We start from the raw sequence: 19,512 nt of genomic DNA on the forward strand, positions 1-19,512 counted from the left end.
TCCTAGATACGATTTAAAAAAAATATGCTTTTATTTGTAGGTTTAGGAAATCCAACACCTGATAGTGAAAACAATAGGCATAATATTGGTTTTAAGTTAATTGATGCCCTTAATCAAAAATTTGGGCTTTCTAAACAAAAACCAAAATTCAAAGGTTTGCTAACGACGGGTAATATTGAGGATAAAAAAGTTTACGCAATAAAACCTCTTACCTTTATGAATAACTCTGGAATTTGTATCAGAGAATTAATTGAATATTTTAAAATCGATGCTGAGGATGTAATTGTATTTCATGATGATCTGGACATTGAATTTGGCAAAGTAAAAGCGAAGTTTGCTGGTTCAAGTGCAGGACATAATGGAATTGAATCTATAGATAAATTCATTGGAAAAGATTATTCGAGAGTGAGAATTGGAATTGGAAGACCAAAAACTAAGGCAGATGTTTCAGATCATGTTTTGAAAGATTTTGATGAAGATGAAATGTTACAATTAGAAAAAATTACAGAAAACATCATTGACTCAATATCTATACTACTTGATAAGAAATTAGATTTATTTTCAAGCACAGTAAATAATAAATAATGAGCTTTAAGTGTGGAATTGTTGGATTGCCCAATGTTGGAAAATCTACTTTATTCAATGCACTAACGAATTCTAGCAAAGCACAAGCAGCCAACTTTCCTTTTTGTACAATTGAGCCAAATGTAGGAATTGTTCCAGTTCCTGATGAGAGACTAGATAAATTAGTTGAAATTTCAAAATCAAAAAAAAAGATTAATACCACTATAGAATTTGTGGATATTGCAGGATTAGTAGAGGGTGCATCTAAAGGTGAAGGCCTGGGAAACAAATTTTTATCACACATTAGAGAGGTTGATGCTGTAATTCATATGATCAGATGTTTTGATTCTGATGATATCCAAAATGTAAATCCCACGGTTGATCCTGTAAGAGATTTGGAGATTATTGAAACTGAAATGATGCTTGCTGATCTTGAGTCTATTCAAAAAAGATTAGAAAAGAGTAATAAAAAAAATGTAGATGAAGAGCAAATAAAAATATTAGAAATTGCATTAGATTGCATAAATAATTCTAAAGATATTCAAATTCTACGTGACCAATTTGAAAAAAAACTATTAAATCAAAGTGGTTTATTATCTTTAAAGCCTAAAATTTTTGTATGTAATGTTGATGAACCAAGTGTTCAAAATGGAAACAAATATACTGAGGCTTTTATTAGTAAATTTGGAGAAAAAAATACCTTAATAGTTTCAGCTGATATTGAAAATCAAATAAATCAGTTAGAAAATGAAGAAAAAGAAAACTATATGGAGATGATCGGTTTAAAAAAAACTGGTCTAAATATGTTAATTCAAAAGGGTTATAATATCCTAGAGTTAGATACCTATTTCACATCCGGGCCTGAGGAAACCAGAGCTTGGACTATTCAGAAAAATTGTACAGCACCAAAAGCAGCTGGTGAAATACATTCTGATTTTGAAAAAGGTTTTATTAGAGCTGAAACAATTGCTTATGAAGATTTCATAGCTAATCAAGGTTGGGTAAATTCTAAAACAAATGGAAAAATGAGACTTGAAGGAAAAGATTATATTGTCAAAGATGGTGATATATTAAACTTCAGATTCAATACGTGACCAAATTTTCTTCATACTGAAATAAACTAAAACTGTCAAAATTATTAAATATAAGATGGCTTTAAATCCCATCTTGTGTCTGCTTTCTAAGTGCGGTTCAGCTGCCCACATTAAAAATGTCGTAACATCTTTAGCCATCTGTTCTTTTGTTGCAGGAGTCCCATCTCCATATTCTATTAAATCATCAGTAATTGGCTCAGCCATTTTAATTTTATTACCATACATAAATTTATTATAGTAAACGCCATCATCAAGTTTTACATCACTTGGCGCATCTTCATAACCAAGGAGCAATGAGTAAATGTAGTCAACTCCTCCACTTCTAGCTTTGGCCAATACAGACATATCTGGTGGATAGGCACCACCGTTTGCAGCTTGTGCAGCTTTAACATTTTCGTAGGGCATAACAAACTTATCTGATAATTTTGCTGGTCTTAGAAACATTTCGCCTTCACTGTTAGGTCCATCATTCACCTCATAACTTGCGGCTATTGCTTTCACCTGTTCCTCGGTAAATTCTGGTCCGCCTGGTTCTGATAAGTTTCTAAAACTTACATATTTCATCGAATGGCACGAAGCGCATACTTCTTTGTAGACTTGATAACCTCTTTGCAATGAAGCTCTATCAAACTTACCAAAAAGACCTTTAAAGCTCCAATCTGTTTTTAAATAATCTATTTTTTCTGCCGAATTAACCTGAATTGTTCCGGTTATAATGAATATTATTAGATAAATGATTTTAAAAATATTGTTCACTAAATTAATTTAAACTTTCTTTTTTTTTAACTGCTGAGGCCATTGGAGATCCTCCTAAAACTGGCTCTGTAATACTGAGTGGTAAAGGCATAGTTTTTTCTTTAAAACCTAATATTGGAAGAACTACTAAAAAGTGAATAAAGTAATAACCAGTTGCTACTCTAGCAATTAATAAGTACAGCCCCTCAGCTGGCATTGCCCCTACGTAACCAAGTATTAGTACGTCAGCTACTAAGATCCAATAAAACTGTTTATACAAAGGTCTAAATACAGCTGATCTTATTTTAGATGTATCAAGCCAAGGTAGAGCAGCTAAAATTAAAATTGCTGATAGCATTGCAATCACACCTAATAATTTATCAGGTACAGATCTTAAAATTGCATAAAAAGGTAATAGGTACCATTCAGGTACAATGTGAGCTGGCGTTACTAATGGATTTGCTTCAATATAATTGTCAGCATGACCTAAAATATTTGGTGTATAGAACACAAAAAAAGCAAAAACGATCATAAACATTAGTAAAGCAAAACCATCTTTAATGACAATATAAGGATGGAATGGAACTGTATCCTTTGATGGTTTTTTAATATCAATACCTACCGGATTATTATTTCCAGGTACGTGTAGTGCCCAGATATGAAGAACTACTAAGCCTAAAATTAAAAATGGAATTAAATAATGTAACGTAAAAAATCTTGTTAAGGTTGGATTATCAACTGAATAACCACCCCATAGCCAGTTCACTATACCCTCGCCCACTAAAGGTATTGCGCTAAAAAGATTTGTAATTACAGTTGCACCCCAGAAACTCATTTGTCCCCATGGAAGAACATAGCCCATGAAAGCTGCTGCCATCATTAAGAGATAAATTATAATTCCCAAAATCCAAATAATTTCTCTTGGGGATTTATATGATCCATAAAATAAAGATCTAAATATATGAATATAAACTGCTAGAAAAAACATTGAAGCACCATTGGCATGGATATACCTTATTAACCAACCATAGTTAACGTCCCTCATGATATGTTCAACACTTTCAAAAGCCATGTCAGCATGAGCAATATAGTGCATAGCTAAAGTCAAACCTGTTACGATTTGCGTTATTAAACAAAAAGTTAAAATTCCACCAAATGTCCACCAGTAATTTAAATTTTTAGGAGTTGGATAATCTGTTAAATGACTGGCAAGAGATAAAAGTGGCAGTCTATCATTAAACCATTTTCCAAACTTTGATTTAGGTGTGTATTCGTGATCACTCATAATAATTCTTATCCGATTTTTATTGTATTGCTATTAACAAATTCATATTTAGGTATTTCCATGTTCGTTGGCGCTGGTCCTTTTCTAATTCTACCAGATGTATCGTAGTGCGATCCATGACAAGGACAAAACCATCCATTGTAGTCACCTTTATCATTTAAAGGCACGCATCCTAAATGTGTACAAACTCCCACCATAACTAGCCACTCTGGATTTTTAGCTCTATCCTCATCTTTTTGAGGATCCTTCAAGTCTTCCATCTTAACAGCTCTTGCTTCAGCGATTTCTTCTGAAGTTCTTCTTTTTATAAAAACTGGTTTTCCTCTCCAAAGTACTGTGATTGTTTTACCGGGCTCCATTGTACTTACATCTACTTCAGTGCTTGCTAATGCTTTAACTGATGCATCAGGATTCATTTGATCAATTAAAGGCCAAACAACTGCTCCTACACCTACCGCACCTACTGCATACGAGGCTGTAAATAAAAATTCTCTTCTTTCAGGTTTTTTGTCAGACATCTGTAATTTTTTGTATATTGTTATCTAATATATGATTTCATATAAGAAAAAAGTTTTTTTTCTACTGAAACAATGACACAGAACCAATGAATTTGAGACCTAAAATAGCCTTATATGAACCTGATATTCCCCAAAATACAGCCGCTATTATAAGAACATGTGCGTGTCTGGGTGCAGATTTAGAGATAATAGAACCTTGTGGTTTTCTGTTTAGCGATAAAAGATTTAAAAGAGTAGTAATGGATTATATGGATGAAAAAATGATAAAATTCTATCAAAGTTCTGAAGAATTTTTTAAATCAAAAAAAGATCAGCGAGTTATATTACTAACTACTAAATCTTCCGAATCTTATGCAAAATTCAAATTTGAAAATAATGATACATTATTATTTGGTAGAGAAAGTGCCGGTGTACCTAATCATGTGCATAATTCTATAAAATATAAGTTAAAAATACCAATGAAAGATAATAAAAGATCTTTAAACATAGCCTCTTCAGTTGCTATAATTCTTTCAGAAAATTTGAGACAAACTATTTTTATTAAATGATGGATAAGGAAATTAAAAAAAAAATTGCCTCTAATTGGTTCAAGTTATTACAAAATACTATTTGTAATGATATTGAAAAATTAGAAAACCACAAACTTAAATTTAAATCTAAAGTGTGGAAAAGAAATCAAATTAAAGATGAGGGTGGAGGTGAATTTAGAATTTTAAAAAATGGAAAAATTTTTGAAAAAGTTGGAGTAAATTTTTCAGAAGTTTATGGAAAATTTTCTAAAGAAATGGGTAAAAAAATACCTGGCGCCTCAAGAGACCCTAGATTTTGGGCATCTGGAATTTCTGTTGTAATGCATATGCATAATCCACATGTTCCTGCTATTCATTTTAACACAAGATTTATTTATACAACTCATGGCTGGTTTGGAGGGGGAATGGATGTAACACCCTGCATAAAAGATTCTAAAGAAAAAAAATTTCTTCATAAAGAGTTAAAAAAGATGTGCGATAGACATAATAAAAATTATTACAAAAATTATAAAAAATGGTGTGATGAATATTTTTATCTTCCTCACCGAAAAGAAACCAGAGGTATTGGTGGTATTTTTTTTGATTATAAAAAAGATAATTGGAAAAAAGATTTCAAATTTGTGACTGATCTTGGTGTTACTTTTCAAATGTTATTTAATTCAATAATTAACTCTAAATATCAAAAGAAATGGACTACAAAAGAAAAGGAGATGCAGTATATTAAAAGAGGTAGATATGTTGAATTCAATTTACTCTATGATAGAGGAACTAAGTTTGGCCTACAAACAGGTGGTAATGTCGAAGGAATTCTAATGTCATTACCTCCAATAGCAAAATGGAATTAATATGGATAAAGAACCAATAACATCTGCTGGACTTGAAAGTTTAAAAGAAGAGCTAATCTTTTTAAAAGAAAAAAAACGTCCTGAAATAGTAGCGGCAATTTCTGAAGCTAGGTCACATGGAGATTTAAAAGAAAATGCTGAATATCATGCGGCTAAAGAAGAGCAGTCTCATAATGAAGGAAGGATTGCTCAAATCAATGATATTATTGCAAGAGCAAATGTAATTGATGTTACCAAATTAAACAATGATGGAAAGGTTATTTTTGGTTCAACTGTTGACTTAGAAAACCTTGATACTGGAGAAAAAATTACCTACAAAATTGTTGGTAGAGATGAAGCAGATTTGCAAAAAAAACTTATATTTTTTCAATCCCCGATAGGCAAAGGATTAATTGGCAAAAACAAGAATGATTTGGTTGAAATTAAAACTCCAGCTGGTGTTAAAAACTTTGAAATAAAAAACGTTAAATATATTTAATTATTTACAATTTTTTGAATTTCTTTCTCTGAAATCTTAAAATTATTATTACTCCAAATTTCCTCGATAGCTTTTAATTTTTTTCCTAATTCTATCCCTTCAGGAATTTGATATTTCTCTATCAATGTATTTGCTTTAAGAGGCAATACTGGAATTTCTTTTTCCTTAAAAATTTTAATCAGTTTTATCAAATTATCATCTACTTTTTTGGATAAAAAAATTTTAAAATAAATAATATCGTTCAATGCCTCCCTTCCATTAAAATAGAGAATTTTATCTAAATTTTTTTCTGAAAAAAATGACCTATTAACTTTTTTGGAATAAAATTTATTTAAAAATAAAAGACGTTTTTGATCCTTTTTTGATAAATTGTATTTATAAATAAAATAATCGACATTATCTGTCCCATCAATAATCATTAGAGATAATAATAAAATAAAATCAACGTTAGCAATATTTTTTAGTGCAAAACTATTTAGTTTGCTGAATAATGAAATATTCTTAAGTTGTGGAAAGATAAGACTTATTATTTCAAGGCTATCTTTATCTTTTGCTAATTTTGTAAACCCTCTTGATCTTACTAATTTTTGTAACTCATCCAGTAATCTTTCAGCAGATATATTCATCATGCCTGTAAGATTTTTTTTAATTATCTTAATGACTGATGTCTCATGCTTAACTTTTGAATAATTTAAAAAAAATCTGATATATCTTAAGATCCTTAGGTAGTCTTCTTTAATTCTTGTTTCTGCATTTCCAATAAAAAGAACCCTTCCATTTTCTAAATCTTTCTTTCCATCAAATGGGTCAAAAAGACTTCCATCAATATCAGCATAAATAGAGTTTATGGTAAAATCTCTTCGTGAGGCATCTTCTTTCCAATTTTCAGAAAATTCAACTTTGGCATGTCTACCATCAGTATCAATGTCTTTTCTAAGGGATGTAATTTCAAACTTAATATCATTAATTAATGCTGTAATCGTGCCATGCTTGATACCACTTTCATAATATTTGATATTTTTTTTATCAAGCGCCTCACAAACATCTTTAGGATTTAAATTTACTGCTAAATCAATATCATCAAAGTCTTCTTTATTAATAATTTTTCTGACACATCCACCAACATATCGAATTTCACTATTTACAGAAAATGAGTGAATAGCCTTAAATAACTGCTCTACCTCAGTTTCTTTTTTTATTTTTTTGAAGCCTAAATTTATATAATTTAGATTTTGAGATCTAAAAAAAATTTTATCTAATAAGTTGTTCATATATGGCTGGGGCGCTAGGATTCGAACCTAGGATGCCGGTACCAAAAACCAGTGCCTTACCGCTTGGCTACGCCCCAATATTAATTGCATATAACACAAAAAAAAAAATTATATAGTTTTTGATTCAATACACCAATGACTATTGAATTTCCTTTTAAATTGCCCGTATGCGTTACTGCAATCCTTTTGAGAATGAAAATAGGCTACAATTGAAGAGCCCGATCCTGTCATTCTAACAAATATATTTTTTGGTAAAGTTACCATAAAAGATCTGATCTTATTTAGTTTTGGATATTTCCTTAAAGCAATCTTTTCGAGATCATTATTTAGGGCTTTTAAATATTGTGGTTGAAACATTTTTTGTTGCGGTCTTTTAAATTGAGACTTTGAAAATGAAACAACTTTTGAATAGATAAGTTTTGTAGAACAGCCAAAATACGGCTTAGCTATTAAAACATATAGTGCCTTTTTATTAACAAATCTCTTAATTTTACCATTTGATGAAAGAATGGTATTGCCTGGTTTTAAGCCCAAAACGACATCAGAGCCTATCTTAGCAGCTAAATCATTTAATTTTTTATTTTTAATCTTTAAGATTTTTTTACTTATCAAAAAATTTATTAAACTTGCAGCATTCATTGAACCACCTCCCATACCAGCTCCATGAGGTATATTTTTTCTAATTTTTATTTCAAATTTTTGATTATTTAAAAGCTTCTCTGCGTCTAATAAGTTTAGCAAAGTTGATATAGTATTAATTTTGCTAATATTTTTTGAAAATTTTCCTGTAAAAAATATTTTGTGATTATTACTTTTTATTTTTTTTAAATAGATCAAATCATGTAAGCTTATAAAGGATATCAAACTTTCAATCTTGTGAAGTTTTACAGCTCGTCCTATTACATTCAAAGCAAGATTTAATTTTGCATGAGATTTTATTTTAAATGAGGTCATAGGTTAAGATTGCTTGATTCCATAAATTAATTTCTCTTTGATGTTTTTTTTCATTTCATCTTCTGTCTCTTCAAGCTTCAAAACATATTGCCAAAAATACCTTGCTTGTATTTTTCTATTTAATTTCCAAAGAATATCTCCATAGTGATCATTAACTATTGGATCTTGAGGCATTAATTCAACAGCTCTTTTTAAAAAGTTTTCAGCCTTTTCATATTGTCCAACCAAAAAATAAGCCCATCCAATAGAATCTATTATATAAGGATCATTGCTTCTTGAAGCATAGGCATTTTCTAGCATTTCAAGAGCTGTATCTATTTTATATTCTCGCTCAAGCCACGAATACGCTAAATAATTTAGTACATAAGCATCATCTGGATTAATTTCTAGTGATTTCAAAAGATCGTTGTCTGCGTTTTTATAGTCACCAGAGCGCTCGTAACTTCCTCCCCTCCTGTAAAGGATCTCAGCATATAAATCAGAATTACTATCAATGTTTAGGAGTATTTGGTCATAATAATTTATCGCCTTTGCGTATTTTTTTGCATTTTTATTGAAATTTGCAATATCAAAAATCATTTTCTTGTTAGGATTTTTAATTCCTTTAAATTTTGAATTAATAAACTTTAAAGAAACATCTTTATCCAAATTATTTGATATAATTTGTGCTTCTTTCTTTATTTTAAACCAATAATAAAATTCATTTGTTTTATCAAAAACTTCTAATGTCTTTTTAGTATTTTCATAATCTTCATTTGTATAATAATTTTCTGCTAGAAGAGATAAGTTTAAAGTAAATTTTGGGTTTAAATAATTAGATATATTCAAATAGAAATTTGATTTTTCATAGTCCCCTTGAGATGAATATAAATTAGCAACTAGAAAAAAAAATTCACCCATAATATCACTGGAATTAGTACATGAAAAAATATCTAAAAAATTTTTAAATTTTGTATCCTCTATCCATTTTTTTCCTTGGGAAATTAAAAGAGAAGAATTTAGATAATCAAAGTCATCTGTGATTTGCTTTGCCTCATCATATTTTTCACTTTCTATCAAATAGTTCACAAAAAAAAATGCATACCTTGAATAATCTGCATCATTTTGAGAATTAATTAACCTTTTAAAGTAAGTTTTTGTAGTTTGATCACCTAAATAACACCTTTGGAAAACTTCATTGATATAAGAAAAATTGCCAAATTTTTTTTTTGATTTGGGAATTTTTTTCTCATTAAAGACATAAAGATATTCTTTAAAAATTTCTGCAATAATTAGGGAAAATCTATCATTATTAATAAGCTCGTACGATCTATTAATATATTGCTCACTACTTTTATAGTCCCCCTTTTTTAAACTATCTATTGCTAATAATAAATTAGCTTGAAAAAAATTAGAATTATCTTTTGTAGAGTTTTGTTTAATTTGATTGATTGCCTTTTTTACTTTGCCATTTAAAACTAATGCAAATGTGTATTTCTCTAAGTAAATTTCATGCTGTTTAATTAAAAATTTTGATGAATTAAAAAATTTCAGTGCCTGAGAATTATCTGAATTTTCATATGCAACAATTCCAGAAAAATAATTAGATAAAAAACGTGAATTAAAGTCGTTTAAAGTATTGTTTTTTGAGTATAATGGGCTTTGATAAATTAATAATATTAAAATAAATTTAAGAAATTTTACTAACATTCTACTATTGTATGTCTAAAAAAGTAATAAATCAAAATTCGAATTTTAAAGCTAAATTCTTAGACTCAATTGGATCAGACTTTGTTTTTAATGAAAAGCCTATTAATCGATTAAAAGATACTAACTTAAATTTAAAAGAGGCAAATAAAATCGATAAAATAACTCAATTAACTGAACTAAAAAAACAAATAAACTCAATTAGTGATTGTAGTCTAAAAAATAATTCAAAGAATATTGTTTTGGGTGATGGAAATATTAATAGTTCAATTATGTTAATTGGTGAAGCTCCCGGAATAGAAGAGGATAAAACTGGTTTGACTTTTAGGGGTGAGGTCGGAAATCTTTTAGAAAAAATGTTACTCGCAATTAATATCAAAAAGCAAAATATTTATACATCTTATGCTGTTAATTTTAGACCTCCTGAAGACCGAAAACCAACTTCAGCTGAAATAAAAAGATATTCACAATTTCTACAAACACATATTTCAATAATTGACCCAAAAATAATTATTCTCATGGGTAGTACTGCTATGGAGTCTTTAACAGGCCTGAATAGTAAAATATCCTATGAAAGAGGAAAATGGAAAGAGATAATTGTTAAAAATACTAGCTATAATGTTATTATAACTTTTAATCCTTCATATCTTTTGCGTACACCAGAAAATAAAAAATATTCTTGGGAAGACTTAAAAAGGATTAAAAAAAAAATTATAGATCTAAAGATTAATATTTAATGAAAATTGTAGCTGGTGTTGATGAAGTTGGCAGAGGAAGCTTGATTGGTCCAGTTTATGCAGCTGCTGTAATATTAAATAACTCAATTAACCAAAAACTACTTAAAGACTCTAAGAGTTTAACAAAAGAAAAAAGAAACGAGCTTTATAAATATATTAGACAAAATTCAGTATGGGCAATTGGCCAAGCATCTACTAGGGAGATAGAAAAAATTAATATATTGCACGCTAGTCTACTAGCTATGAAAAGAGCAATTCTTAAATTAAAAAAAAAACCTTCTTTAGTGCTAATAGATGGAAATAAACTGCCCACAATCAAAAATTATAATTTAAAATATATAATTAAAGGTGATCAAAAAATTTCAAGTATTTCAGCAGCATCAATTATTGCTAAAGTTAGCAGGGATAAATTTATAACTAAACTTTCTGAGGAATTTAGTCAGTATGGTTGGGACACAAATTCTGGTTATGGTACAAAAGAACACCTAAAAGCAATTAAGAAATTTGGCATTACTAAATATCATCGAAAAACTTTCTCACCTATTTGTGATCTTTTATAATTTTCACGTGTAACAGCACAACATCTGGTTCCCTCAAAAAATTCAGACACAATTTGAATCTAGTTATTTCAATCTCAGGTTGACGCAAGAATCCGTATGGAGTCTAATTGTTTTATTCAAAATGGAAAACAATTTTAAAAATAAGATTATTAATGGTGACAGTCTCGAGGAATTAAAAAAAATTCCAAGCGAAACTTTTGATCTTGTTTTCGCTGATCCACCATACAATTTACAATTAAAAAATTCACTCACAAGACCAGACAGAAGCAAAGTCAGTGCTGTTAACGATAAATGGGATCAATTTAAAAACTTTAAAAAATATGATGAGTTTACAATTGCATGGCTTACCGAATGTAGAAGAATTTTAAAAAAGGATGGAGCCATCTGGGTCATAGGGAGTTATCATAATATTTTTAGAGTAGGTACTGCAATACAGAACTTGGGTTTTTGGATTTTAAATGATGTTATCTGGAATAAGAATAACCCAATGCCTAATTTCAGAGGAACAAGATTTACAAACGCTCATGAAACTTTAATTTGGGCCTCTAAAAGTGAGAAATCAAAATACACTTTTAATTATCAATCTTTGAAATGTTTAAATGATGATCTTCAAATGAGATCTAATTGGAATTTACCCATTTGTAATGGTGCAGAAAGACTTAAAAAAAATGGTATAAAAGTTCACTCAACTCAAAAACCAGAGTCTCTATTACATAGAGTTTTATTAGCTTCATCAAACAAAAATGATTTAATTCTAGATCCATTCTTAGGATCTGGAACAACAGCCACAGTTGCAAAAAAATTAGGTAGAAACTATTGCGGCATAGAAAAAGAAAAAAACTATTTTAAAGCTGCAGAGGAAAGACTAAAGAAAACAAAACCAATAGAAGATAATTTCTTAGACACTTTAAAGAATAATAGATCAAAACCTAGAATACCTTTTGGATCACTGGTAGAGCTTGGAATAATAAAACCTGGAACAAGTATTTTTGATCAAAAGAAAAAAATTGTTGCTAAGATTATGGCAGATGGAAGTATAAAACATGATCAAGCTGAAGGATCAATTCATAAAGTTGCAGCAACAATACTTGGTGCAGAAAGTTGTAATGGTTGGACTTATTGGCATTGCACAGTGAATGGTGTTTCTGTTCCAATTGATAATTTAAGACAAAGATTAATTTCTAAAAATTAGTCTTTATAAATTTTACCAAGATAGCTGTTAATAAATTCTTTATTTTTAACTAATTTTTTTATAACTAAGTTTCTAATCCAAATTATTAATGGGTTGGATAGATGAAAAGCAAAGTAATTAAATTTTGATTTCATATCAATCATCCTTACTCTTTTAACTCTTTCAGAGTTAAATTGAGTGTTTTCATTTTCTAAATTTTTATAAAGTTCATGGGCAACCTCTATTGATTGAGAGGCACCTTGTGCAAAAGTTGGAGGTAAAGCAAAAAAAGCATCTCCAATAATAAAAGTATTTTTATTTTTTGGTTGATGTACCTTAGAACTCACAAATATTGGGAAGCATTTAATGCTTTTTAGATTGTTAATTGTTTCAGGAACTACTTGCTTTGATATTTCAGATATAATAGACGCAGTAAAATCTTTGCTCTCAAACAAAGAATAATCTGATAACTCGTTAGTACTAAGCTTTTTTCTAAGAACGCTAACGAAATTAAACTGTCCTTTGCTATTAACTGGATAAAGAACTGAGTGTAAATTAAATCCTAAAAATAAAGATATATTCTCTGGATTAATACCCTTGAGGGCATCCTGGTCTATTGTTGCTCTTAAGGCAATAGAGTTAAAGTACTTTGGTTTAATTTCTTTATTGGCAATTAATGATTTTGTTTTTGAAAAAGTTCCATCAGAGATAATTAAGTAATCACATTTAATAGATGAACCATCCTCAAAAGAAACTTCTTTATTTTCAGCTTCTTCATTAATTTTTATAACTTTTTTATTATAATGGATAATATTTTCATGAAGCCCTTCTTTTAAGAAATCAATTAATGTAGAGCGCTGCAAGGTAGTGTATTTTGTATCAGCACTGTTAAACATGGATATATCTAAATCACATATTTTCTTATTATTTTTTAAAGAATAGAAGTCTAGTTTATGAGGATGAAATTTATCTTCTACACTAATTTTTTGGAAATTTATTTGATTTAATAGTTTGATGCTATTAACTGAAAGTTGAATACCGTATCCTTTTTCTAAGTTAACAGAACTATTTTTCTCATAAATTGTAATTTTATAATTTGAGTTTTGGCTAAAAAGATTTGCAATATACAGACCTGAAATACCCGCTCCTATTATTGCTATATTTTTCATTAATTTTTTTTTAAATAATTAAAAATTTTTTTAGTAAATGTGGGCAAAGTATAATCTTCAAGCTTAGAGCTATCAATCCAAGAAGAGTTAGAAATTGTACCCTTTAACTTAGAAAACTTGATTATTATATTCATATTCATATTTGATATCTTGAAGTTTAAAGCATTTACTGAATTGTCAGGTTTGGGTATTTGCTTCATAGGAAATATTTGTAAATTCTTTAAAAAATTTAATTTAGTATTTTTTATCAGTAAAAATTTATTATTCTTTTTATAAACTTCTAACAAATAAAATTTATCAATCTTCTTTTTTCTTACTTTTATTATTTCAAAATCTTTTTTTTTAAAAGACTTACAATTTTTAATTAAAGGGCATTGGTAACATAAGGGATTTTTAGGTCGACAAATCAATGCACCTAGCTCCATTATCGCTTGTGCATAATCACTTGCTCTAGTTGAATTGCCTAATATTTTTTTACTCTTAACAAGATTATCTTTTGTAATTTCTTTGGGTAATTTTAAATTTAATAATCTTTTAATTACTCTTTCAATATTCCCGTCCAGGGGAATAAATGGCTTGTTAAAGGCAATTGCCATTATTGCATTAGAGGTGTAGTCACCTATTCCGGGTAATAATTTTAATTCGTCAATCGTGCTTGGTAACCTTCTGTTAAAATTTTTTTCTAATACTTGTGCAGTCTTTTTTAAGTTTTTTACTCTTGAATAATAACCAAGCCCTTCCCAATACTTTAAAAGTTTATGTTCCTTAATTTTTGATAGAGATTTAATATCTGGAATATCTTTTACAAAATTATTGAAATATGGAATTACAGTTGCAACCTGCGTTTGCTGCAACATAAATTCACTTACTAACGTGTAATATTCTCGCTTAACTTGAGATAGCTTTTTTCTCCATGGCAGTGATCTTTTATTATTATCGTACCAATAAAGAATTTTTTTTGTTAGTATGGATTTAGTCATATGCAATTTAAAAATAATACTAAGCAGAGGTTTAAAACTATTCAAGGCTTAAGGTCTTTTAAAGACACTTTGCCAAAAAACATTAAAAAAATAATCAAAAAAAAGGGTCATATATTTTCTGAAACACTTAGTAACTGGAAGTATATAGTTGGAGATGATCTTTTTCAGATATGCTATCCCAAATCCTTTAAAAATTCGAATAAATTTGGAGTAAGCACTCTTCAAATAATGGTTAAGAGAGGACATGAAATTGATTTAGAATACTCAAAAAAAATAATAATGGATAAAATGAATAGTTTTTTTGGCTATGCCGTTGTTGAGAAATTGAAATTCATAAGCTTTGATGATGCTCAAACAAAATTCAAAAAATTAGATACTAATGAAAATCATGTGACAAATAATAGATATACAGATAGAATTAATAATATTAAAAACGATAAAATAAAAAAATCACTACTAGAATTAACTAAATTATTCAAACAAAGATGAAAAAATTTGCCTCAACATTATTCATAATATTTTTAATCCTCTCCTCTAAATCGTTTGCTGCAGAAAATGAAATTGTTAAAAGAATTACTGAAGGAGAAGAAAGTGCTAAAATAACAATAATTGCTTACGAGTCGTTGACTTGTAGTTACTGTGCAAATTTTCATAAAGACGTGTATCCAGAACTTAAGAAAAACTTCATTGATAACGGGTTGGTAAAAATAGAATTTAGACATTTTCCATTAGATATTGCAGCATTTAATGCCTCAAAAATTGCTCAGTGTAATAATGACGGCAGTTCAAGCATTATGAATATTTTATATTCAGGCCAGAAAAAATGGGCTAGAGGAAAAACACCGGAAGAAGCTACAGGATATTTAAAAAAATTTTTAAAAGGTGAGAATGTAAACATAGATTTTGATAAATGTTTAAGTGATAAAATTATAGAAGATTACATATTAAATGACCGAATCGAAGGTGTTAAAAAATTTAAGGTCAATGCTACTCCTACGATAATAATAAACGATAAAAAGTTTGAAAAATCCCTAAATTATAAGAATTTAAAAAAATATCTAGAAAAACTGATATAAGTTAGTTCATGGAGTTTAAAAAAATCCAATTAAATGGGTTTAAATCATTTGCCGAAAAAACAAATTTTTTAATTGAAAATGGCCTGACAGGTATTGTCGGCCCAAATGGTTGTGGCAAATCCAATATTGTAGAATCCTTAAGATGGGTAATGGGCGAAACATCTGCTAAAAGTATGAGGGGCTCAGGTATGGAAGATGTTATTTTTAATGGCACTTCGAATAAAGCATCTAAAAATATAGCGGAAGTTTCTATTACACTGGATAACGATAGCCATGAAGGACCCATGCAATATAAAGAATTAGACCAGATTGAAATTAGAAGAAAAATTGAAAAAGATAAAGGTTCAAAGTTTTATATAAATGACAAAGAAGTTAGAGCAAGAGATGCTCAAATTTTTTTTGCAGATTTATCTACAGGTGCCCACTCACCATCAATAATAAGTCAAGGTCGTATAGGAGCTCTTGTTACAGCTAAGCCTACAGACAGAAGAGCTATTTTGGAAGAGGCAGCAAATATTTCGGGTCTACATGTGAGAAGACATGAAGCGGAACTTAGATTGAATGCTGCGGAAACAAACTTAAAAAGAGCAGATGAATTAAGAAGACAACAAGAAAAACAATTAGCCAACCTACAAAAACAGGCTGAAGAAGCAACTAAATACAAACTAATCTCTGAGGAAATAAAAAAAATTGAAGCAGGTTTGTATTATTTAAAATTATTAGAAATTGACAATGAAATTAGGGTGGAAAATGAAATTAATAATGAAGCCCAAGGAGAGGTAAGCAATTTCAATCAACAAATAGCTCAGTTTGAAGGTTCTATTAAAACTGAAACTGATAAAGTGTCACCACTAAGAGAAAAAAATATAGAAAATCTCTCTAAAATCCAAAGATTAAATTTAGAATTACAAAATTTAGATGAAGAAAATGTAAGAACTCAAGATGAGATAGAAAATATAAAAAAATCTTTAAAAATAATTGAAGAGGATATTGATAGAGAAAAAGGGATTGTAATTGATGCAAATTCAAACGAAAAAAGATTGAAAGAAGAAAAAGCTGAATTAATAGAAATTGACTCCAAGTACTTTGAAACTGAGAAACTTTCCAATGAAGATCTTGAAAATGCAAAAAATCAATTAAAAGAGGAACAAAAAAAAGTAGATGAAATAATTAATGTTTTTGCCGATGGAAATATAAATATTGGTGTTGGCCCAATTAGAAATGTCAAAAGTACAATAACAAGAGCAAAAGAGCTAATCAATAATAATGAAGTAAGTCAGGCACTTGTTTTACTTGATAGATGTCAAATAGAGATAGATGATTTTTTGAATAACCTTGAAGATGAAGAAAGTAAAAAGAAACTTTCTAATATTAATGAAAAAAATGAAAATATAAAACTATTACAAGAAAAATATGCAGATAGTTTTAGTAAAAACCAATCAATTAAAAAAGAGTCTGTAAAAAGAAATGAGCGAATTAAAGCGATAGAAACAGAAGTTGAAAGCTGGAAGAACTTATATTCAAATTCTCAAAAAATGGTTACAGAATTAACTGAAAGAAAAAATAAATTACTATCAAATTTAAATGAACGTGATCAACAGCCAAAAGCTCAAGCAGAAAGAAAAGGTCAGATTACTGAAGGCTTACGAATTGCTTCAGCTGAAAAAATTGAAAATGAAAAAATAATAAAAGAAACAGACCAAAAAATAAATTCTTTAAGACTCGAATTAAATGAAGTTCAAGAAAAATCTATTCAGATAAGAGAAAGAAAAGCAAGTTCTGGTGCAACGATTGAAGGATTAAAAAAACGTAAAGATGATCTACTTGATAGGGTACGCTCTGAGCTTAATCTTGATGAAGATAAAATTCTTGAAAACTCAAATTTAAACGGTGTTGAAGAGTTACCAAATTCTACAATACAAGAAGATGCTTTAGATAAAAAAAAAAATGAAAGAGAGAAATTAGGATCTGTTAATTTAAGAGCTGATGAGGAAACTAGTAAATATGAAATTGAAATAAAAAAAATGGAACAAGATAGAGAGGATCTTGTAACGGCTATTATAAAATTAAAAGAAAGCATCAATGAATTGAACCAAAAAGGAAGAGAAAGATTATTAGAAGCTTTTGAAAAAGTTAATAGAAAATTTAATGAAGTTTATACAAAACTATTTAATGGTGGTAATGCTAAATTAGAATTGATTGACTCTGATGATCCACTTGAAGCAGGCTTAGAAATGCTAGTAAGTCCCCCAGGTAAAAGACTTCAATCAATCACTTTATTATCAGGTGGAGAGCAAGCTTTGACTGCTCTTTCTCTAATCTTTGCTGTTTTTTTAACTAACCCTTCTCCAATTTGCGTTTTAGATGAGGTTGATGCACCCTTAGATGACGCCAATGTCACAAGATTCTGTGGCCTATTAGAAGAGCTAACTAAAATTACAGATACTAAATTTATTATTGTAACCCACCACGCTTTAACAATGTCTAAAATGGATAGGCTTTATGGAGTTACAATGCCTGAGAAGGGAATTAGCCAGTTGGTTGCTGTTGATTTACAAAAAGCTGAAAGTATGGTTGCATAATACTTGATGCCAAAAGAAGACCTTAAAACTCGCTTGGAGATTGCAAAAACAAAGTTTACAAAGAAAAATCTTATTAAAAATGAAGAGGCAGCCTCCTCTATTGGAACTGCCTTTAAATTAAGTACAGAATTAGTGTCTGCAGTGGCAGTTGGGACAATTATAGGGTTTATTTTAGACAAGACCTTTGGTACTAAACCCTGGTTAATATTAATATTTTTTTTTGTAGGTGTTGTTGCTGGAATTATAAACGTATTTAGATCTGCAAAGAATATGCAAAAATAGACTTAAAAAATTATGGCTACAAACCCAATGAACCAATTCGAAGTTTATAGAATTGGACCAGAAATTAAATTAGGAGCAATAGATATTTCTTTCACAAACGCAAGTTTGTTTATGGTGATTAGTTCACTTGCAATCTTATTAGTTTTTAATTTAGGGTCAAAAAAAAACTCTTTACTACCAAGCAAGATGCAACTTCTTTCCGAATTAAGCTATACTTTTGTTTCCAAAATGATTAGTGATACAGCAGGATCAAAAGCAAAACCATACTTTGCGTTTATCTTCTCAATATTTATGTTTGTACTATTCTGCAATATGTTTGGGATGATCCCTTACGCCTTTACAGTAACTAGTCATATTATTGTTACTTTTATTTTAGCTTCATTTATTTTTTTGGGAGTCACAATTATTGGATTTATGAAACATGGATTGGGATATTTAAAATTATTTGTGCCTAGCGGGGTGCCTGCTTTACTATTGCCGCTAATAGTTGTTATAGAAATAATTTCTTACTTAAGTAGACCAATTAGTCTTTCAGTTCGTTTGTTTGCAAACATGATGGCTGGTCATACCATGATGAAAGTTTTCGGAGGCTTTGTAATAAGCCTTGGAATAGTTGGTGGATGGCTTCCACTGAGTTTTTCGGTTGCGCTAACTGGCTTGGAAATATTAGTTGCTTTTCTTCAAGCATATGTTTTCGCAATCTTAACCTGCATCTACTTAAATGATGCATTAAATTTACACCATTAACTAACATAAGGAGGATATAATGGAATTAGAAGCAGCAAAAATGATCGGGGCAGGACTAGCAGCAATAGCTCTAGCAGGTGCCGGTGTTGGAATTGGAATTATCTTTGGTAATTACCTTTCTGGTGCAATGAGAAACCCATCTGCAGCTCAAAAACAATTTCCTAATCTTTTATTAGGTTTTGCTTTAGCTGAAGCAACTGGCCTATTTGGATTAGTTGTAGCGTTAATTATTTTATTTGCATTTTAAA

The 19,512-nt window shown here is 29.3% G+C and carries 22 protein-coding genes and 1 tRNA gene; 14 read left to right on the top strand and 9 right to left on the bottom strand.

Going from position 1 to position 19,512, the window contains the following annotated elements:
• Nucleotides 1–24: 24 nt before the first annotated feature.
• Entirely contained in the window at nt 25–585 is a 561-nt protein-coding gene (pth, locus tag AC5SL8_RS05035) for an aminoacyl-tRNA hydrolase (protein ID WP_494572901.1), read from the top strand.
• Nucleotides 585–1,658: a redox-regulated ATPase YchF gene (ychF, locus tag AC5SL8_RS05040; RefSeq protein ID WP_494579417.1), complete on the top strand. Its 1,074-nt coding sequence runs from the start codon at nt 585–587 to the stop codon at nt 1,656–1,658. The genes pth and ychF overlap by 1 nt, the downstream gene beginning before the upstream one ends.
• Here ychF and AC5SL8_RS05045 read toward each other — a convergent pair.
• Genes AC5SL8_RS05045 through petA form a run of 3 tightly spaced genes read right to left on the bottom strand, consistent with a single transcriptional unit; the run spans nt 1,635 to nt 4,196 of the window.
• Entirely contained in the window at nt 1,635–2,414 is a 780-nt protein-coding gene (locus tag AC5SL8_RS05045) for a cytochrome c1 (RefSeq protein WP_494572903.1), read from the bottom strand. The two genes, ychF and AC5SL8_RS05045, sit on opposite strands and share 24 nt — an antisense overlap.
• Before the next feature lie 4 nt (nt 2,415–2,418).
• Entirely contained in the window at nt 2,419–3,678 is a 1,260-nt protein-coding gene (locus AC5SL8_RS05050) for a cytochrome b (protein WP_494579419.1), read from the bottom strand.
• 8 nt (nt 3,679–3,686) lie between these two features.
• Entirely contained in the window at nt 3,687–4,196 is a 510-nt protein-coding gene (gene petA / locus AC5SL8_RS05055; RefSeq protein WP_494572905.1) for a ubiquinol-cytochrome c reductase iron-sulfur subunit, read from the bottom strand.
• Nucleotides 4,197–4,282: 86 nt separating this feature from the next.
• Here petA and AC5SL8_RS05060 point away from each other — a divergent pair, with 86 nt between their 5' ends.
• Genes AC5SL8_RS05060 through greA form a run of 3 tightly spaced genes read left to right on the top strand, consistent with a single transcriptional unit; the run spans nt 4,283 to nt 6,049 of the window.
• Nucleotides 4,283–4,744, top strand: a complete 462-nt coding sequence (locus AC5SL8_RS05060) for a tRNA (cytidine(34)-2'-O)-methyltransferase (protein WP_494572906.1) — start codon at nt 4,283–4,285, stop codon at nt 4,742–4,744.
• Nucleotides 4,744–5,571: an oxygen-dependent coproporphyrinogen oxidase gene (gene hemF, locus AC5SL8_RS05065; protein WP_494580802.1), complete on the top strand. Its 828-nt coding sequence runs from the start codon at nt 4,744–4,746 to the stop codon at nt 5,569–5,571. Before AC5SL8_RS05060 ends, hemF begins: the two co-directional genes overlap by 1 nt.
• A gap of 1 nt (nt 5,572) precedes the next feature.
• Complete coding sequence (gene greA / locus AC5SL8_RS05070; protein ID WP_494572907.1) at nt 5,573–6,049, top strand: transcription elongation factor GreA; 477 nt, start codon at nt 5,573–5,575, stop codon at nt 6,047–6,049.
• Here the strand turns inward: greA and AC5SL8_RS05075 are convergent.
• From AC5SL8_RS05075 to AC5SL8_RS05090, 4 genes are all read right to left on the bottom strand, one after another.
• Complete coding sequence (locus AC5SL8_RS05075; RefSeq protein WP_494579421.1) at nt 6,046–7,320, bottom strand: CCA tRNA nucleotidyltransferase; 1,275 nt, start codon at nt 7,318–7,320, stop codon at nt 6,046–6,048. The genes greA and AC5SL8_RS05075 overlap by 4 nt on opposite strands.
• Nucleotides 7,321–7,323: 3 nt before the next feature.
• Nucleotides 7,324–7,397, bottom strand: a tRNA-Gln gene (locus tag AC5SL8_RS05080).
• Between the two features lie 31 nt (nt 7,398–7,428).
• On the bottom strand, nt 7,429–8,274 hold the full coding sequence (locus AC5SL8_RS05085; protein ID WP_494579423.1) for a 4-(cytidine 5'-diphospho)-2-C-methyl-D-erythritol kinase: 846 nt from the start codon (nt 8,272–8,274) through the stop codon (nt 7,429–7,431).
• Nucleotides 8,275–8,277: 3 nt separating this feature from the next.
• Complete coding sequence (locus tag AC5SL8_RS05090) at nt 8,278–9,963, bottom strand: tetratricopeptide repeat protein (protein ID WP_494579425.1); 1,686 nt, start codon at nt 9,961–9,963, stop codon at nt 8,278–8,280.
• Between the two features lie 11 nt (nt 9,964–9,974).
• On the opposite strand from AC5SL8_RS05090, the gene AC5SL8_RS05095 reads away from it, so the two are divergent.
• The 3 genes from AC5SL8_RS05095 (at nt 9,975) to AC5SL8_RS05105 (ending at nt 12,449) form a co-directional block, all read left to right on the top strand.
• A complete protein-coding gene (locus AC5SL8_RS05095; RefSeq protein ID WP_494579427.1) occupies nt 9,975–10,697 on the top strand; it encodes a uracil-DNA glycosylase in 723 nt (240 codons plus the stop codon).
• Nucleotides 10,697–11,257, top strand: coding sequence for a ribonuclease HII (gene rnhB, locus AC5SL8_RS05100; RefSeq protein ID WP_494579429.1), 561 nt, complete (start codon nt 10,697–10,699; stop codon nt 11,255–11,257). Before AC5SL8_RS05095 ends, rnhB begins: the two co-directional genes overlap by 1 nt.
• A 121-nt stretch (nt 11,258–11,378) precedes the next feature.
• Nucleotides 11,379–12,449 carry a site-specific DNA-methyltransferase gene (locus AC5SL8_RS05105; RefSeq protein ID WP_494579430.1) on the top strand — a complete coding sequence of 357 codons (1,071 nt, stop codon included), beginning with the start codon at nt 11,379–11,381 and terminating at the stop codon, nt 12,447–12,449.
• Here AC5SL8_RS05105 and AC5SL8_RS05110 read toward each other — a convergent pair.
• A complete protein-coding gene (locus AC5SL8_RS05110) occupies nt 12,446–13,597 on the bottom strand; it encodes an FAD-dependent monooxygenase (RefSeq protein WP_494579432.1) in 1,152 nt (383 codons plus the stop codon). The two genes, AC5SL8_RS05105 and AC5SL8_RS05110, sit on opposite strands and share 4 nt — an antisense overlap.
• Entirely contained in the window at nt 13,597–14,577 is a 981-nt protein-coding gene (locus tag AC5SL8_RS05115) for an A/G-specific adenine glycosylase (protein WP_494579434.1), read from the bottom strand. The genes AC5SL8_RS05110 and AC5SL8_RS05115 overlap by 1 nt, the downstream gene beginning before the upstream one ends.
• On the opposite strand from AC5SL8_RS05115, the gene AC5SL8_RS05120 reads away from it, so the two are divergent.
• From AC5SL8_RS05120 to AC5SL8_RS05145, 6 genes are read left to right on the top strand one after another with little or no spacing between them, the layout of a single operon-like run.
• Nucleotides 14,578–15,066, top strand: a complete 489-nt coding sequence (locus AC5SL8_RS05120) for a DciA family protein (protein WP_494579436.1) — start codon at nt 14,578–14,580, stop codon at nt 15,064–15,066.
• A complete protein-coding gene (locus tag AC5SL8_RS05125; protein ID WP_494579438.1) occupies nt 15,063–15,653 on the top strand; it encodes a DsbA family protein in 591 nt (196 codons plus the stop codon). The genes AC5SL8_RS05120 and AC5SL8_RS05125 overlap by 4 nt, the downstream gene beginning before the upstream one ends.
• An 8-nt stretch (nt 15,654–15,661) precedes the next feature.
• Entirely contained in the window at nt 15,662–18,235 is a 2,574-nt protein-coding gene (locus AC5SL8_RS05130) for a chromosome segregation SMC family protein (protein ID WP_494579440.1), read from the top strand.
• 6 nt (nt 18,236–18,241) lie between these two features.
• Nucleotides 18,242–18,517 (top strand): AtpZ/AtpI family protein, encoded by a 276-nt coding sequence (locus AC5SL8_RS05135; RefSeq protein ID WP_494579441.1) that lies wholly within the window; start codon nt 18,242–18,244, stop codon nt 18,515–18,517.
• 12 nt (nt 18,518–18,529) lie between these two features.
• Complete coding sequence (locus tag AC5SL8_RS05140; RefSeq protein ID WP_494572919.1) at nt 18,530–19,264, top strand: F0F1 ATP synthase subunit A; 735 nt, start codon at nt 18,530–18,532, stop codon at nt 19,262–19,264.
• A gap of 19 nt (nt 19,265–19,283) precedes the next feature.
• Nucleotides 19,284–19,511 carry a F0F1 ATP synthase subunit C gene (locus AC5SL8_RS05145; protein ID WP_006997791.1) on the top strand — a complete coding sequence of 76 codons (228 nt, stop codon included), beginning with the start codon at nt 19,284–19,286 and terminating at the stop codon, nt 19,509–19,511.
• Nucleotide 19,512 lies beyond the last annotated feature (1 nt).

The organism is Candidatus Pelagibacter sp. PS_41 (genome assembly GCF_059417725.1).

Coding starts and splice junctions, on each gene's coding strand:
- pth (WP_494572901.1), top strand. CDS start 25: ATGCTTTTATTTGTAGGTTTAGGAAATCCAACACCTGATAGTGAAAAC.
- ychF (WP_494579417.1), top strand. CDS start 585: ATGAGCTTTAAGTGTGGAATTGTTGGATTGCCCAATGTTGGAAAATCT.
- AC5SL8_RS05050 (WP_494579419.1), bottom strand. CDS start 3,678: ATGAGTGATCACGAATACACACCTAAATCAAAGTTTGGAAAATGGTTT.
- petA (WP_494572905.1), bottom strand. CDS start 4,196: ATGTCTGACAAAAAACCTGAAAGAAGAGAATTTTTATTTACAGCCTCG.
- AC5SL8_RS05060 (WP_494572906.1), top strand. CDS start 4,283: ATGAATTTGAGACCTAAAATAGCCTTATATGAACCTGATATTCCCCAA.
- hemF (WP_494580802.1), top strand. CDS start 4,744: ATGGATAAGGAAATTAAAAAAAAAATTGCCTCTAATTGGTTCAAGTTA.
- greA (WP_494572907.1), top strand. CDS start 5,573: ATGGATAAAGAACCAATAACATCTGCTGGACTTGAAAGTTTAAAAGAA.
- AC5SL8_RS05075 (WP_494579421.1), bottom strand. CDS start 7,320: ATGAACAACTTATTAGATAAAATTTTTTTTAGATCTCAAAATCTAAAT.
- AC5SL8_RS05085 (WP_494579423.1), bottom strand. CDS start 8,274: ATGACCTCATTTAAAATAAAATCTCATGCAAAATTAAATCTTGCTTTG.
- AC5SL8_RS05090 (WP_494579425.1), bottom strand. CDS start 9,963: ATGTTAGTAAAATTTCTTAAATTTATTTTAATATTATTAATTTATCAA.
- AC5SL8_RS05095 (WP_494579427.1), top strand. CDS start 9,975: ATGTCTAAAAAAGTAATAAATCAAAATTCGAATTTTAAAGCTAAATTC.
- rnhB (WP_494579429.1), top strand. CDS start 10,697: ATGAAAATTGTAGCTGGTGTTGATGAAGTTGGCAGAGGAAGCTTGATT.
- AC5SL8_RS05105 (WP_494579430.1), top strand. CDS start 11,379: ATGGAAAACAATTTTAAAAATAAGATTATTAATGGTGACAGTCTCGAG.
- AC5SL8_RS05110 (WP_494579432.1), bottom strand. CDS start 13,597: ATGAAAAATATAGCAATAATAGGAGCGGGTATTTCAGGTCTGTATATT.
- AC5SL8_RS05115 (WP_494579434.1), bottom strand. CDS start 14,577: ATGACTAAATCCATACTAACAAAAAAAATTCTTTATTGGTACGATAAT.
- AC5SL8_RS05120 (WP_494579436.1), top strand. CDS start 14,578: ATGCAATTTAAAAATAATACTAAGCAGAGGTTTAAAACTATTCAAGGC.
- AC5SL8_RS05125 (WP_494579438.1), top strand. CDS start 15,063: ATGAAAAAATTTGCCTCAACATTATTCATAATATTTTTAATCCTCTCC.
- AC5SL8_RS05130 (WP_494579440.1), top strand. CDS start 15,662: ATGGAGTTTAAAAAAATCCAATTAAATGGGTTTAAATCATTTGCCGAA.
- AC5SL8_RS05135 (WP_494579441.1), top strand. CDS start 18,242: ATGCCAAAAGAAGACCTTAAAACTCGCTTGGAGATTGCAAAAACAAAG.
- AC5SL8_RS05140 (WP_494572919.1), top strand. CDS start 18,530: ATGGCTACAAACCCAATGAACCAATTCGAAGTTTATAGAATTGGACCA.
- AC5SL8_RS05145 (WP_006997791.1), top strand. CDS start 19,284: ATGGAATTAGAAGCAGCAAAAATGATCGGGGCAGGACTAGCAGCAATA.